At 65.5% G+C, this 13,518-nt stretch carries 14 protein-coding genes and 3 pseudogenes; 8 read left to right on the top strand and 9 right to left on the bottom strand.

Annotation, left to right across the window (positions count from 1 at the left end):
- The 4 genes and pseudogenes from K8Z61_RS14115 to K8Z61_RS14130 form a co-directional block, all read right to left on the bottom strand.
- Nucleotides 1-335 (bottom strand): helix-turn-helix domain-containing protein (locus K8Z61_RS14115; RefSeq protein WP_308116785.1); only part of this gene is annotated, 335 nt, incomplete at its 3' end.
- Nucleotides 275-1,123 (bottom strand): IS3 family transposase, encoded by an 849-nt coding sequence (locus tag K8Z61_RS14120; protein WP_308116787.1) that lies wholly within the window; start codon nucleotides 1,121-1,123, stop codon nucleotides 275-277. The genes K8Z61_RS14120 and K8Z61_RS14115, both read right to left, overlap by 61 nt.
- 82 nt (nucleotides 1,124-1,205) lie before the next feature.
- Nucleotides 1,206-1,460 (bottom strand): annotated as a pseudogene (locus K8Z61_RS19490) (transposase); the annotation flags it as partial.
- 127 nt (nucleotides 1,461-1,587) lie between these two features.
- On the bottom strand, nucleotides 1,588-1,743 hold the full coding sequence (locus tag K8Z61_RS14130; RefSeq protein WP_224130528.1) for a hypothetical protein: 156 nt from the start codon (nucleotides 1,741-1,743) through the stop codon (nucleotides 1,588-1,590).
- A gap of 533 nt (nucleotides 1,744-2,276) precedes the next feature.
- On the opposite strand from K8Z61_RS14130, the pseudogene K8Z61_RS19495 reads away from it, so the two are divergent.
- Nucleotides 2,277-2,354 (top strand): annotated as a pseudogene (locus tag K8Z61_RS19495) (hypothetical protein); the annotation flags it as partial.
- Between the two features lie 24 nt (nucleotides 2,355-2,378).
- On the top strand, nucleotides 2,379-2,816 hold the full coding sequence (locus K8Z61_RS14135) for a hypothetical protein (protein ID WP_374227962.1): 438 nt from the start codon (nucleotides 2,379-2,381) through the stop codon (nucleotides 2,814-2,816).
- A gap of 139 nt (nucleotides 2,817-2,955) precedes the next feature.
- Here K8Z61_RS14135 and K8Z61_RS14140 read toward each other — a convergent pair whose 3' ends face one another.
- Nucleotides 2,956-3,918, bottom strand: a complete 963-nt coding sequence (locus K8Z61_RS14140) for a hypothetical protein (protein ID WP_224130529.1) — start codon at nucleotides 3,916-3,918, stop codon at nucleotides 2,956-2,958.
- A 342-nt stretch (nucleotides 3,919-4,260) separates the two neighbouring features.
- Between K8Z61_RS14140 and K8Z61_RS14145 the strand changes: the two are divergent.
- The 3 genes and pseudogenes from K8Z61_RS14145 to K8Z61_RS14155 all read left to right on the top strand — a co-directional run bounded on the left by K8Z61_RS14145 (nucleotide 4,261) and on the right by K8Z61_RS14155 (nucleotide 6,547).
- Nucleotides 4,261-5,414: pseudogene (locus tag K8Z61_RS14145) on the top strand (IS3 family transposase).
- A gap of 139 nt (nucleotides 5,415-5,553) precedes the next feature.
- The gene (locus K8Z61_RS14150; protein WP_224130530.1) at nucleotides 5,554-5,784 is read left to right on the top strand and encodes a hypothetical protein; all 231 of its coding nucleotides are present in this window, start codon (nucleotides 5,554-5,556) and stop codon (nucleotides 5,782-5,784) included.
- A 529-nt stretch (nucleotides 5,785-6,313) separates the two neighbouring features.
- The gene (locus K8Z61_RS14155) at nucleotides 6,314-6,547 is read left to right on the top strand and encodes a hypothetical protein (protein ID WP_224130531.1); all 234 of its coding nucleotides are present in this window, start codon (nucleotides 6,314-6,316) and stop codon (nucleotides 6,545-6,547) included.
- A gap of 15 nt (nucleotides 6,548-6,562) precedes the next feature.
- On the opposite strand, the gene K8Z61_RS14160 is transcribed toward K8Z61_RS14155, so the two are convergent.
- From K8Z61_RS14160 to K8Z61_RS14170, 3 genes are read right to left on the bottom strand one after another with little or no spacing between them, the layout of a single operon-like run.
- Nucleotides 6,563-6,883, bottom strand: a complete 321-nt coding sequence (locus K8Z61_RS14160; protein WP_224130532.1) for a DUF2283 domain-containing protein — start codon at nucleotides 6,881-6,883, stop codon at nucleotides 6,563-6,565.
- A gap of 10 nt (nucleotides 6,884-6,893) precedes the next feature.
- Nucleotides 6,894-7,130 carry a DUF4258 domain-containing protein gene (locus K8Z61_RS14165; protein WP_224130533.1) on the bottom strand — a complete coding sequence of 79 codons (237 nt, stop codon included), beginning with the start codon at nucleotides 7,128-7,130 and terminating at the stop codon, nucleotides 6,894-6,896.
- Nucleotides 7,127-7,537, bottom strand: a complete 411-nt coding sequence (locus tag K8Z61_RS14170; protein ID WP_224130534.1) for a hypothetical protein — start codon at nucleotides 7,535-7,537, stop codon at nucleotides 7,127-7,129. The genes K8Z61_RS14165 and K8Z61_RS14170 overlap by 4 nt, the downstream gene beginning before the upstream one ends.
- Nucleotides 7,538-7,649: 112 nt before the next feature.
- On the opposite strand from K8Z61_RS14170, the gene K8Z61_RS14175 reads away from it, so the two are divergent.
- Complete coding sequence (locus tag K8Z61_RS14175; RefSeq protein WP_224130535.1) at nucleotides 7,650-7,877, top strand: DUF2510 domain-containing protein; 228 nt, start codon at nucleotides 7,650-7,652, stop codon at nucleotides 7,875-7,877.
- A gap of 170 nt (nucleotides 7,878-8,047) precedes the next feature.
- On the opposite strand, the gene K8Z61_RS14180 is transcribed toward K8Z61_RS14175, so the two are convergent.
- Entirely contained in the window at nucleotides 8,048-10,993 is a 2,946-nt protein-coding gene (locus tag K8Z61_RS14180) for a hypothetical protein (protein ID WP_224130536.1), read from the bottom strand.
- Nucleotides 10,994-11,522: 529 nt separating this feature from the next.
- On the opposite strand from K8Z61_RS14180, the gene K8Z61_RS14185 reads away from it, so the two are divergent.
- Together K8Z61_RS14185 and K8Z61_RS14190 are read left to right on the top strand one after the other, a co-directional pair.
- Entirely contained in the window at nucleotides 11,523-13,055 is a 1,533-nt protein-coding gene (locus K8Z61_RS14185; RefSeq protein ID WP_224130537.1) for a GNAT family N-acetyltransferase, read from the top strand.
- The gene (locus K8Z61_RS14190; RefSeq protein WP_224130538.1) at nucleotides 13,028-13,492 is read left to right on the top strand and encodes a hypothetical protein; all 465 of its coding nucleotides are present in this window, start codon (nucleotides 13,028-13,030) and stop codon (nucleotides 13,490-13,492) included. The genes K8Z61_RS14185 and K8Z61_RS14190 overlap by 28 nt, the downstream gene beginning before the upstream one ends.
- Nucleotides 13,493-13,518 lie beyond the last annotated feature (26 nt).

A 13,518-nucleotide genomic window follows, 5' to 3' on the forward strand; every position in this document is an offset into this window, starting at 1 on the left:
CCGCGAGTCGCGGCGTTGCGGCGCAACTCCCGCGAGATGGTCCCCGGGTCCCGGGCGATCTCGCGGGCGATCTCGCGGGCCATCTCGCGAACGCCCTTGCCTTGGGCGCGCAGGATGGCGATCTCCTCGCGTTCCTCGAAACTCAGGTAACGCCCGGCGGGCTCAACCAATGCGATCGGCGCCATGCCGCCAGCGTGGCGAAACCAGCGGGTCCCGACCGGCACTGACACGCCGACCGCCAGCGCCGCTTCTGCCGAGGAGATGCCCGTCGCGATCAGCCGCCAGAACTGACGCTGCACCACCCGCGAGGGATCCGGCCGCCCGGGCGAACGCATCGCCGGCCGTAGCGCCCGGTCAGCACGCCACTGCCGACGAAGCCCCTCGGGCGCATCGCTGGACTTCTTGCTCCAGTCCGCCGTCGCCATCCGTGAACACCTCCGTAATCGTGGTTTTGCGACGACCAGTTGAATCCGACCTGGACTCCACGGTCGCTGTGATGGACCAGGCCGGTGACGTCGTACCCGGCCCGCTGGCGGTTCCACAGGCCCATGTCGAGGGCATCGAGTGCCAGATCAGTGCGCAGCGAGGTGGACACCTGCCAGCCCACGATCATCCGGGAGAAGACGTCCAGGACGAACGCGACATAGGTCCACCCGGCATGAGTGCGGACGTAGGTCAGGTCGGCCACCCACAGCTGGTTCGGCGCGGTCGCGACGAACTTCCGCTTCACCAGGTCCTCGGGCCGCTCGGTTTCAGCACCGTCCCCGATCGTGGTGTCCCCGATCGTGGTCTTGCGTGTCTTCTCCCGCGGGATCAAGCGCAGCCCCTCGGCTCGCATCAACCGCTCCACGGTGCACCGGGCGACCTTCACGCCCTCGCGGTTGAGCTCGGCGTGAATCTTCCTCACGCCGTAGACACCCAGGTTCGCCTTATGGGCGACCCTGATGTCGGTGATCAGCTCGGCGTCACGGATCGCCCGCGCCGACGGCGGTCTGGCCTTGGCGGCGTAGTAACTGGTCGGGGCGATCTGCACGCCGGCTTCTCTGAGCGCAGCGCAGATCGGCTCGACCCCGACCTCGCGCCCATCGGTCACGTCCCAGATGTCGTGGCGATGGGCATCGATGTAGGCGACTACCTGCTGGTGGGCGGTCGAGCTCCGCCGCGAAGAAAGCCGACGCCGTCCTCAAGATGTGGTTGGCCCGACGTAGCTCGCGGTTCTCCCGCTCCAACTCGGCCAGCCGCTGCGCGTCGCTGGTCGTGGTGCCCGGCCGGACACCACCGTCGATCTCGGCCTGCCGGACCCAATGGCGCAGAGTCTCGGGGTGCATGCCGAGCTGCTCGGCCACACGGTTGATCGCGCCGCGCTTCGTCGCGGGGTCCTGCCGGAGCTCAACCGGCATCCGGGTCGCCCGCTCACGCAACTCGTCGGGGCACTTCCTGGGTGCTGCCATGACTCTCATCCTCCATGGATTGAGAGCCTCCACCAGACCCGGGGCGATTCAGGTGTCGGTCGATGACCCGGCGTCACCCACGGTCATTTGCCTGCTGTTGCGGGGGCGTTTGCACTTGGCGCCTCCTTGGCTCGGTTCAGGCGACGTCGCCGCCGACGCCGCCGACCCGGGCGGTGGCCGTCAGGCTCTGCGTGACCAAGTGCATCGCCTCCAACGCTTCAGGGTTCGCCCCTATCGAGACGCCGGTGCTGTTCGCCGCGACGCGGATGCGGGCGTGCCGAGGCCATGGCATCCAGGGCCTGGTCCGAGAGGAGTCGCAGCATCCACTTGCGTGCGCCGATGCCGTCTATCTGCTCCAGCTTCCGCAGCCGCGACCGGACGGCGTGCTGGCGACGCCCCTCACCGAGGGTGGTGGTGAAGCCGCTGGGGCGGCAGTCGGCTCGAGACAGTTCAGGTCGTCCTGGTGGATGCCTGGAACGGCCGCGAGCCTCTCTACGGCGCGGCGCTCCATGGAGCGGCCGATAGAACTGACGTACCCACCGACGTAACGCGGGCCGGAAGTGGGCGGCGCCTTCCGAGAGCTCTGCTGGCCGCGAACGTCGTAGCGCTCTCCGCCGCACATGCCGACCTCCTAGCCCTCCGCTCCCATGGCGACTGCGAGTAGCCCGGCCTCCCCCGCGTGCCAAGCGATGAACGGGGCGGCTTCAAACGCCGGCTCCACGAGCGGGTCTCTAGGCGCCGGATCAGCAGTTCCGGGTCGCGCTTCAGTCGTTTCGGCTCGACCCGCTGCTTACACGGCCACCGATTTTCCAGCGTCGCCCCCAGATAGCACGACCTTGCACCTTCGAGAGCGGCCAGGCCCTCTGGTACGCCCGCTCGCGTGCCGACTCCGACGACTACTCGCGCATGGCGCGGCAGAAGTGCGTCATGAACGCGATGCTCCACCAGATCAGCCCGCAGAAGGCGATCGCAAACTTCGAGAAGATCGCCGACGCCTCCAGTGCGCTCATCTCCACCAGCATCCCGGCCTCGCAGTTCGGCACCTTCGCCTCGCTGGCGCTCAAGGCGCGCGGCGCGACGGTCTCGACGCTCTCGCTGGTGCCGCCGCTGATCAACACCGGTGACCCCGACTTCGCCCTCACCCACCGTAAGGTCGCCTCGACGATCGCCGCGGCCGAGGGTAAGGCGAAGGCCAAGCCGAAGACGGTCCGCGCGGCCGGCGCGGGCTCGGCCGGCGCGGGCTCGGCCGGCGCGGGCTCGGGCGCCTCCGGCTCCACCGACCAGCCGATCACCGGCGGCTCGGTGGGCACCCTCAAGACCGGCTACGTCGCCAACGAGTCCGACGACCGCGGCTCGGCCTGCTGACGGCTCGCACACGAATAGTCCTATGACTGCCGGACTGGCAGTCGGAGTTTTACCAAAGGATCGTTGAGGGGTCGCGTCGGATCCGAGCGTGAAGGCGGGGGCTGACCTCGTCCGTGAGAGGTAGGCCCCCGCCTTACGATCAACTTGCGTTCGCCAGCGTGAGGGAGGTGCTCGGCGAGTGCACCACGATGTCAGCGACGCTCGAGCTCGTGTTCGTGACCTCAGCCCAGATACGCACGGTCGTGCCGCACGCGGAGGCCCCGCTGAGGACCTCCTGACCGACATCTTCGAACGTCTTGTGATGGGTCAGGGCCGAGACGGTGAACTGCGGCGCGGTCGAGAACGCCGGCTGCGGACCACCGTCGCAGTAGTCCGTCCCAGCCGCGTTCAACTGGCGGAAGTAGACCTGGACCCGAACGGTTGCTGATGCACCAGCACGGACACTGCCACCGCAGAGGTCACTTCCCGCCGGAACCGCGCTCTCGTCTGTCACGCCACTGGAGCCGATGCATGAACTGACCTTCAGATCCACCGGGAGGTCGACGGTCGTGCCCTTGGGCGTCCCGTAGACGGTCGCGCGGAACGGCACCACCGATGCGCCCGGCGCAAGCTTCGCCGACTCTCCATCAGCAGACGTCCAGAAGCGAGTCTTCGAGAAAGAGTCGGCCGCATACGAGTAGCTCATGAAGCTCCCGGACTGCACCGTCCACGAGGACGAGCCCTCTCCATCGATCTTGAAGGCACTGGCCTTGACAGCGCAGACGCGACTGGATGCCGAAGAAGTCTCACTGATGAACGACATGTCAACCTGTCCGGTCGACGAACTGAAGGCGTTCTGCGAGGTCCCGTAGGAGTCCTGATCATCATTCGAGCAGTTGAGCGAGAACCCGGCCAGGACACGGCCGCTTCCGTTCGCCTGGAAGCGAATGGTTGCGCGGATGAGCCTGTCTTGCGTGTCGGCGGGGAGGGTGAAGGAGAAGATCGTTTGCGAGGGGTCACCGACCGAAATCGTCGGGTTCTGGACGTAGGTCGCCTTCGTGGACACACCGGGCAGAGCGTCAGTTCGCGCGATCGTCGTCGATGCCAGCAGAGCCGGGGCCACGAGGACCGCCGAAAGGATTCGTAACTTTCTCATACTTGACCCTAAGTCTACGAACTTCAACAGCACCAGCGTTCGCTCGATGAACTTCCCGATGCTGTCCGACGTCCAAGCCGAATCGCTTGCAACGGCGCACCCATCCGGTGCCAATGGGCGGGCGCGGATCCGGACGAGTCCTTCGCGCGCGAGCCACCGTTGTCTCGAAGAACCTAGATGCTGGATAATCCACTCAGTCGCGCCAGCGCGGTGGGGACTGCCCCCAGTTGGGTTGACACCTTGACCTGCCCTACAGCTTGGGTTCCAGTTCTGGTGATGAGTCGAGGGCCTGACTGAAAGGCTCCAACAGTGCCTCTCCCATACCCGCCCGAGTTCCGTGCCCGTGCTGTCGCGCTGGTCCGTTCGGGCAAGCAGGTCAAACAGACCGCCTACGAGCTGGGCATCAGCGCCGGCTGCTTGCACAACTGGATCCGTCAGGACCAGATCGATCGCGGCGAGCGACCCGGTGTCTCGACGAGCGAGTCATCCGAGCTGCGCGCGGCCCGCAAGCGGATCCGCGAACTCGAGACCGAACTCGCGATCATCCGTCAGGCAGCAACCTTCTTGGATCAGGACAAGCCGCACCCAAAAGGGTCCACCCGGTGATCGACCGCTTGGCCGACGCCGGGATGCCGATCGACGTCGCATGCCGCGTCCTGGGGGTCTCACGACAGGGCTACTACCGGTACAAGCGGCGGCCCTTGTCCGCGGCGCAGATGCGCCGCCGGTGGCTCACGGGCGTGATCCGCGAGATCCACGTCGCGTCTCGCGGCACCTACGGCTACCGGCGTATCCACGCCGAGCTGACGATGGCGATGAACGTCCAGGTCAGCTCGCGCCTGGTGTCGGTGTTGATGACGCAGGCCGGTATCTACGGGCTTCCCGGGCCCGCACGGGTGAAGCGTCTCAAGGGCGTGGCGACGTCTGGTGATCTAGTGAATCGGAAGTTCCATCGGCTGCGCCCCAACGAGCTGTGGGTCACCGACATCACCGAGCACCCCACCAGGGAGGGCAAGGTCTACTGCGCGGCCGTTCTCGACGCCTACAGCCGCCGCATCGTGGGGTGGTCCATCGACTCCCGCCAGGACTCCACTCTGGTCGTCAACGCTCTCGACATGGCCATTCGTAACCGTCGGCCAGCACCTGGCGGCATCGTGCACGCCGACCATGGAGTGCAGTTCACCTCGTGGGCCTTCGGCGAACGCATCCGCACCGCGGGCCTGCTGCCCTCGTTCGGCACCGTCGGCGACGGTCTGGACAACGCGATGATGGAGAGCTTCTGGTCCTCGATGCAGATCGAGCTGCTCAACCGGCGCAGATGGAAAACCCGCGTCGAACTTGCGAACGCGATCTTCGAGTACATCGAGGTCTTCCACAACCGCCAACGCCGTCACTCAGCCCTCGGCTACCAGACCCCCATCGAGTACGAACTAACCTCACCCGCAAACACCGTCCCCGCCTGAGAACTCAACAGCGAATCTGGAAACCAGGCTGTAGGGCAGGTCAGAGTGTCAACAAGACCGAGGGCAGTCTCTAGCTGGATATGTCGGACCGTCAGTGGTTCGATTTACGCTGGTCCAACTACAGCGATTGGAGCGAGACATGGCGGTCACCGTTGTCACCAGCGTCAGCCAGGGCGAGCCCGTGGAAGGCGACTTCTACCCCGACGCAGGACACTTCTTCGTCGAGGAGGGCCACCTCAACGTGGTCTTTCACAACAACAACCCGGAGCCCCGCGCGGTCTACACGCCAGGCTCGTGGGCGTTCGCGTTCATCGGCGAGAAGGTCGACCACAAGATGAGCAGGACCGAGCTCATCAACAGCGACGCTTGATGGACCTGCAGCAGGCGCTGGATAACTTTCGCTCTGCTATTGAGTGCTGTGACAATGTCCTAGAGATTCACCGGGTTCATGGGGGTTGTAGCCGGGGCGTGCGGCACAAGGAACCGTCTACCAACAGGGCGGTCGTGGTTCTCGCGGTGGCTGCCTGGCAGGCGGCAGTCCAGGACGCTGCGAAGTCGTGCATCACCCTGGGGCAGCCGACAGAACCCGCTCAGGCGGTCATCACCTATGAGGTTCAGGCTGCGACGTCAGCGACGTTCTCAACAACTGGCCGAAAATTCGTCACGCTCTAGCGCACGGACACCAGGAACTTCCGCCGCTCGATGTTCTCGAGGTCGTTCGCTGGGACCTTCCTGCCCGCAAGGCGCCACCTAGCCTGAGACGGACGACGCGGAGTCGTGCGTGACGTTCGCCAGGCAGTGCTCTAGACGCTACGCCCGTTCCCGAGCAGACGCTTGGTGGTCTAGACACCATGGCTAGCCACACCCCGCCAGGTGCGGCGGGGGTAGCGTCTCGGCTCATGCCGCGAATCACGCTGATCGTCGAGCCCGACGACGACTCCGGCGGCTGGTGGATCTGCAACGTCGCCGGCCCCACCCCGATCGACCTGCAGTCCCGCGCCGTCGAGACCCAGGCCGAGGGGCAGGCGTGGTGCGTCGAGCGGGCGGTCGCGATCGCGGCCGGGCGGCCGGTGGTCGTGGAGTGGCGGCCCGATGAGCGGTTCGGCGCGGTGGTCGCCGACGTGTCGATCTGACGGCTCCGGCGCGTACTAGACCGGCATGTAGGGGCTCGGGGTCGCCGTGCTGCTCCCATCGACGGCCTGAGTAAAGCGGGCCGTCCGGATCGGAGAGGGCCCGAGCGCCCTCAGTAGATCGACGACGTCGGTGTGCACGTGGAATCGGGAAAGCAGCTCGTTGAACGGGATCTCGGCGGCCTGATCGAGTAGCTCGATCCCGAGTGCCACTCCGAACTCATCCACATCTACGACGGTGAGGTCGTCCAGGCTGACCGACTCGCAGACCTCGCCGTCGCGCAGCCTGATGTATGCGGCGTTGACGACGGAGTCGATCGAGATGTTGATCGGGCTCATGGTGCGGGGGTCACCTCCAGGCAACGGTCTTGACGATCAGCCTACTGTTCGGCACCTGGAGTCCCGGGCGTAGTAGGACGACCTTCAGGTCTCGGCCGTCACAGCCGGGACCGATGTAGACGATGCTGTCTTGGGGGTGATCTTCCATCGACGTGTGGAAGTTCGACAAGGCGTTCTCGATGTCTGCTTCCGTGACCTTCCGCTCTCGCATCCGCTCCCGCGGGTGCCCGCGGATGACCAGGTTCATGGCAACGCGACCGGAGGAAGGACGACCTCGAATGCGAGTCGTCGCCTCACATCGGCGTCTGGCAGCACCACGGTGACCTGGTAAAGCCCAGTGGTGGGTAGAGGCACATCGATGTCGACTGCGAAGAGGAGGCCGACCTTTCCGTCGCCGTACCCGGCGTTGGGCGGCGCCATGAGTTCGCCGCCGAGGCTGATGGTGAAGCCGTCGTTAGGCCCTTGAATCCTGAACTCGATCGCCACTGCCTCATCGCCGACCTTGCCGCGGACGCGGCCCGCGATCGAGAGCCGGTGCTTGGTCGGAAGCGCGGGTACTTGGAGAAAGTGCCAGCTCGCGCCGACGGCCGTAAGGCTGCCAGTCGGGTTGACCTTAGCGTAGTCTGCGAGGAACGCGTAGTCGATCTCGGCCATGCGCGTGAACACTACCGGTGTTGACCGGGGTGCCGCGCTGGGTACGAAGGCATGCACTGGGTGGGCTAGACGAGGCTCCCGGGCAGCAGAAGGTCGCCCTACCCTGCCGCTCGTGAGCGATCAGGGTGGGCGCGTGCCGGCGGGTCCGGGGTCCTATCTGGATCCAGAGGAACGGACGCGTCTGCGGTGGTGGGACGGTCAGGCGTGGACGGAGCAGCGGCAGGTGAAGCCAAGTGAGTCAGCGCCGGGCGCTCAGATCCTGTCCCTGAGCATCGTGCTCGTCGCGCTGTTGTGCGTGCTCGCTGGGCTCTCGATCGCTGTGATCAAGGCGCTCGGGTAGCGGGCAGCGCACGCCGGTCTAGGCGGGGGCTCGAGGGCGCGGAGATGTGCGCGAGCAGTGGCCTCCTCTGGCCTCAAGGCTCGAGGCGGACCGTCGGAGTTTGATCGACGCTTGCTCCGACGATCCGCGCACGGTGGGCCTATGGGACGCAGGTGAGCCCGTTGTGTCTGCTATTCCTCCTCGATGGACTGTTGTCGCTCGGAGATCCGGCCTCCTTCCGGATTGGCGCTGAACCTGCCCAGATACGCGCGAGGGAAGGTGATGCTGGGCCAGTCGCCGTCGAGGTTGGGCGCGCGGCGACAGTCGGCGCAGATGACTGCGTATCCGCTGGCCGCTACTTCGGGTAGGAGGACGGCATGGGTCGCGTAGCCATCGCAGTCCTCATGAGGGCAGCGGACCGGTCGCATGCGTGACTTGGCTGCGTCGGCGTACTCCAGGTAGCGCGGGCGACGGAAGCCGGCCTTGCGGGTGCGCGGTACGACGAAGTTGCGGATGTCCCGCGACGCGAGTCCTGTGGCCTCCATGAGGTCGGCGACGAGGACGCCTGCCTCGTGGTCGGCCTCAACCTCGCAGAGCCGGATGAGTCGTCGGACCATCCGCACGTCGTCCGGCACGGCTGACTGTCCCCAGCGAAGGTCTGGGTTCAGGTAGGTGCTGCGGAGCAGTTCGAGATATTGAGGCGACGCGAGGACGTCGTCGGTCGACTGCCCGTTGACTAGTCTCCAGACTGCCTTGCGGACAAGCGGTAGGGGATGATCGACGAGGGCGCACTTGGCTCCCATGGCTGTGATGCCGTGTTCGATCAGCGCCGGCATGAGGTAGCGAGCGAATAGCGCATGCCGCTGGGTTCCGATGAAGGCAGCGACCTGGTCGACGGGCTGACCGTCGCCGAACACGCTGCCGAGCACGTGCGCCCGGTTGTCTTCCCAGGAGGTCGACAGGTTCCGCACACGACCGCCGAGCTCGAAGCTCGCGCGTCGACCGGCGACGGTGAGCAGACGGGCGGTGCACCGCCATGCGATTCCGTCGTAACGCAACTCGAAGCGCCAATCGTCCAACGCGCGATCGACCTGCTGGGCCATCGCCGTGGGGATGCGCCCGTAGTTGGCAGCGGCGCGTTCCAAAGCAGCGACCACGTAGGCCAACTGGTTGAACTGCCCGATCTCCCCTCGTTCTGATTGTGGATCCGGCGCAGCGGCGTCGATGGCGTCCAGCCGGACGCGGAGCGCATCGCGCTCGTTCGTCGCGTCTGCGATGACCTCCCTGAGTCGTTGGATTTCGCCTTCGTCGTCACGGCCGGCGGCTTTGGCCATCAGGCGGGTGCAACCGAGCAGCTCTGACTCCAAGGCGGCGATCTCCCGATTGATGCTCGCTCGCTGTGCTTCCCGGTCGAGCAACCGGCGGCCGCGGGCGTTGACGACGGTGACGGTGGCGATGTGCTCGGGGTCGATGACCTGACGGACCCGACGATCGAGCTCACGAGCGGCCGAGTCGCACAGCTCATCAAGGGCGAAGGTGGCGATCCCATCGCTCCTGACCCACCCGCTCGGCGAGTCCGCGGGCTTCCGCATGAGCCGCACCGTCTGCCGACCGGACTGATTCCGGCGCGCCTTGGCGCCCATGACCCAGCGGCTCGGACCGCTTTGTGCTGTAGCGGAATCCTCCACATTCCAATCGGAGAATGAGTGGATCGCCCGACGAAGACCGTCGTCTGCAGGGCGCCCACCGGCAGGGGACTCCTCGGTGAGCCGCCGTAGCATCTCAGCCCCCACCCGGCGCAGGAAGGTGTCGTTCATCCCGAACCGCGGCACCTCCTTGCCATCCACGACCGGCCACGGCCACGGCTCGGAGTCGATCCGAAACGCGCCGAGATGATCACCGTCGTAGCGAGGGACAGGAACGTGGCCGTCGACGCCCTTCGCCAGGATCCCCTTGATGTCGTTGTTGATTGCTCGCAGGTACCGCCCCGTGCGCAGCAGCTCGATCCGAGAGAGGTAATGGCGCACGTCCCAGTCGAAGACCTCGGCTGGATCCGCGCCGCTCTCATATCGCTGGATGCTCTCAGCAGACGGTGGTTTGGGCGGGCGACTCTTCGCCCGCGCGAAGAAGGGGCCGATCGCCGAATGCCGCTGGCCGGGGGTCCTGAGCTCCTGATAGGTCTTACCGGGGTCACTGTGATCCTTACGGCGGATCAGCCCCCGCGTCTCCAGGTCAGCAAGCACGCCCGCCAGATCCTGCCAGCTCATGCCCTCCAGAAACGGACGGAACAACGCAGGGAACACCTCGATGTACTTCGGGTCGGCCTCCGGCCGAATGCCGCGCACCGGGTCCTTGATCACGCGCCCGAACTCGTCGCGGGCGTGACGCCAGCCCTTGGGCATCCCCGAGTCCGGCACGATCGCGCCGCCCTCGGATGCCTTCTCCACCCGCTTGCCGGTCAGATGCGCTCGCCGGGAGAAGTCATCGTTGACCGCGAACAGCGACAGCACGCTCAGAGACAGCAACTCTCCCGGGTTCGAGAGGTCGTAGACCTTCTCCCCGAGCGCGAGCTTCACGTGACGCTGAAGGCACGCCTCCTTCAGCGTCACCCATCCGATCTCGCCACGCGCTGCCCGCGTCATGTCCTCAGCGAAGACGAGGGTCTGCATCGTCTTGAAGTGATTCAGTGCGGAGAGCACGCACCACGTCGCGGCGTTGGCGCCGGACCCGTCGTCGCGGGCGATGTGCTGCTGCGTAGCCGAGAGAGTCATGCTGATCAGGACGGTCGCGCCGCGTCGGACGATCGCGACCACCCGCTCCTGCTTGGTCAGCGATGGATGGATGTCGGCGAGCGCGACCCAGACGATCCCGTGTTGACGTGCCAGCTCGAGGTTCCGGGGATCCCACGCCTCGGCCGGAATGGCAGTGATGGCCTGCGCGTCGGGGCTCCGCCACGAGTCGAGAACGGCAGAGCGTTGACCCCCGGCTCCCGTCGAATCGTTCACTGAGAATCGTGAGCACAGCACGGTCTCGACAGGACCTTCATCAACCCTCATCGGGTCGAGCTTCGGGTAGGCGGCTGCCTCGAAGGCGTGGGCCAGCGGCAGGTAGACCTGCGCCGCGGTGAAGTGGTTCATGTGAACCTCCAGTCAGAACAGGACGGACTCTCCGTCCCGACCACACCGTGCGCGGCCGAACGCATCTGGCAATGAGCTGGGCATTACTGCCGGACCCGATGGAGACGGTCCGCGGGTTGTACCTGCCCGATCTGCATGCGGCCCATTACCGAAACCGCAGGTCATGAGCCACTTCCGTGACAATCAGCGTCTGCGGAATTCAGCCTGCCCTCGTCTCGTATCCGGATCGGATGCGGAGCAGAGATCCGCAGCGGATCGAAATCCTCCAACTCGAGATAGGAGCAGGATCGGAGCATCTCGATGAGCTCGGCATAGGTGACGGTCTGAGGCAGGGGCTTGTCGCCCTCGAAGTGGGTACTCATATCCGGGACCGTCCGCGACCCGCATTCCGGCGCAAGAGGATGTCTGCGGAGTTCAGGAGGAGTGTCTGCGACTGACCCAGACGATAGGTCGTAGTCGCGCCGATTAGGTTTAGCAGGGACAGCAGAAGTCCCACCAACGTGGCCGGTCTTCGCGCACCATGAGGTGTATGACTGGTTCCGCCAGCCAGGCATCCCGCCTGCGTCTGCTCCTGGACTCCAACGTCGTGATCGCGGTGGAGCCCTACGGAGGCGTCCTCGAATCAGGCATGCGGAGCGCAGTCAAGCTGCTCCGTCTGGCCAACGAGCAAGGACACCTGCTGTGCGTCGCGCCTGCGACCCGGGACGACGTGCTCCAAGTGAAGGACGTGACCAAGCGCGAGCAGCGTCTGGCTGAGCTCGAGAAGTTCCATGTTCTTCAGGAGGTACCTCTGCCGGCCGCGCTAGTCGAGGTCGCCGGCAGCAGCGACGCCGGCAGCAACGACCATCGCGACCTGCGAATCATCGCCGCGTTGTACGCCGGTGCGGCGACGTATCTAGTCAGTGACGACTACAAACTTCGCAAGCGCGCCGAACGCGCAGGCCTCGCTGAGCGGGTGATGACGCTCGAGGACGCTGTCGGGCTCCTTGTGCAGTTTGCGCCAGCCGAGGTGCCGCCGCCGCCACGTGTCAGCAAGCCCGCTACCTACACGTTGCGCACCGACGACCCGATTTTCGACAGTCTTCGAGAAGACTACGACGGCTTCGACGCATGGTTCGAGAAGGTTCGCGCCCAGAGCGAGTCCCGGTCTTGCTATCTCATCGAGGAGGGGGGCCGGCATGCTGCTTTAGCCCTGATCAAGCCAGAGCCCGAATGCGAGTACGACGGACTGGCGCAGCCCGTTGTGAAGATCTGTACATTCAAAGTGTCGGCCAACCACGCGGACGTGAAGTTCGGCGAACTTCTGCTCAAGGCCATCCTCACGGACGCGGCCGAGTCGCCTACAGCGACGCTGTACGTCGAAGTGCTCCCCACGCACCCTGAGGTGATCGGGTTCCTCCAGAACTTCGGATTCTTCGACACCGGTCACAGAAACGCGCGGGGTGAGCAGGTCCTCGCCAAGTCGTTGCAGCCCATCGGCGATCAGACCGACGACCAGCTCACCGATCTCGACTTCCACATCCGATACGGGCCACCCGCACTGCGCTGCAGACAGCAGATCTTTGTGGTGCCGATCGAGCCGCGCTGGCACGACCAGTTGTTTCCCGAACAGGCGCCGGAGCGTCGTTCGGAGCAGCTGGAGCTCTTCGATGCTGGAGCGCCGGAGACCCAGCCCTGGGGCAACGCGTTACGCAAGGCCTACCTCTGCAACAGCCCATCCAAGCAAATCTGCAGCGGCGACGTGCTCCTCTTCTACCGCTCCGGTGACCGCAAGAGCATCTCCGCCGTCGGCATCGTAGAGGAGACGCTGCGCTCAGCCGACGCGGACGAGGTGGTCCAGTTCGTAGGCAGGCGCACGGTGTACTCCGCCGCGGAAATCTCACACATGGCCCGGAGTGTCCGCGGCGTGCTGTCGGTTCGGTTCAGGCAAGATCGGTTCCAGGAGCCACCGTGGACCTTCGAGCAGCTTCTTGCTGCTCAAGTGCTTCGAAGTTGGCCGCAGTCGATTACCAAGCTAACGGGAGCAAGTGCCGCATGGGTGAGGGAACGGCTGGCCGAGTAGCCCTGATGGCGATCCGGCCGCAGTACGCCCAGGCGATCCTCACCGGCGCGAAGACCGTTGAGTTCCGCAAGCGTGGACTCGCCGACGACGTAGACACAGTCCTTGTCTACGAGACCGCCCCCACCCGATCCGTTGTGGGCGTGTTCAAGGTCGACGACACCGTGCGCATGAGCCCGCGCGGGCTGTGGCGACGCTTCGGCTCTGTCGGGGCCATCGCGCGCGGTGACTTTATGAGCTACTACGACACAAGTCCGACGGCCGTCGGTCTCGTTGTGGGGACGGTGGTTAGCTTGAGAGTCCCCGTTCCGCTATCCGAGTTGCGACCCTCACCACCAGTCCCGCAGAGCTTCAGCTACCTACCCGCTGACGTGCTCGAGCAGATCTACGTCATCCAGGCACGGCATATCACTTCCGAATCCGCCCTCTTCACCGCTTGAGGTCGCAAAGCAACACATTGTCGATG

This window comes from Nocardioides sp. TRM66260-LWL (assembly GCF_020075545.1).
Taxonomy (GTDB): Bacteria; Actinomycetota; Actinomycetes; order Propionibacteriales; family Nocardioidaceae; genus Nocardioides.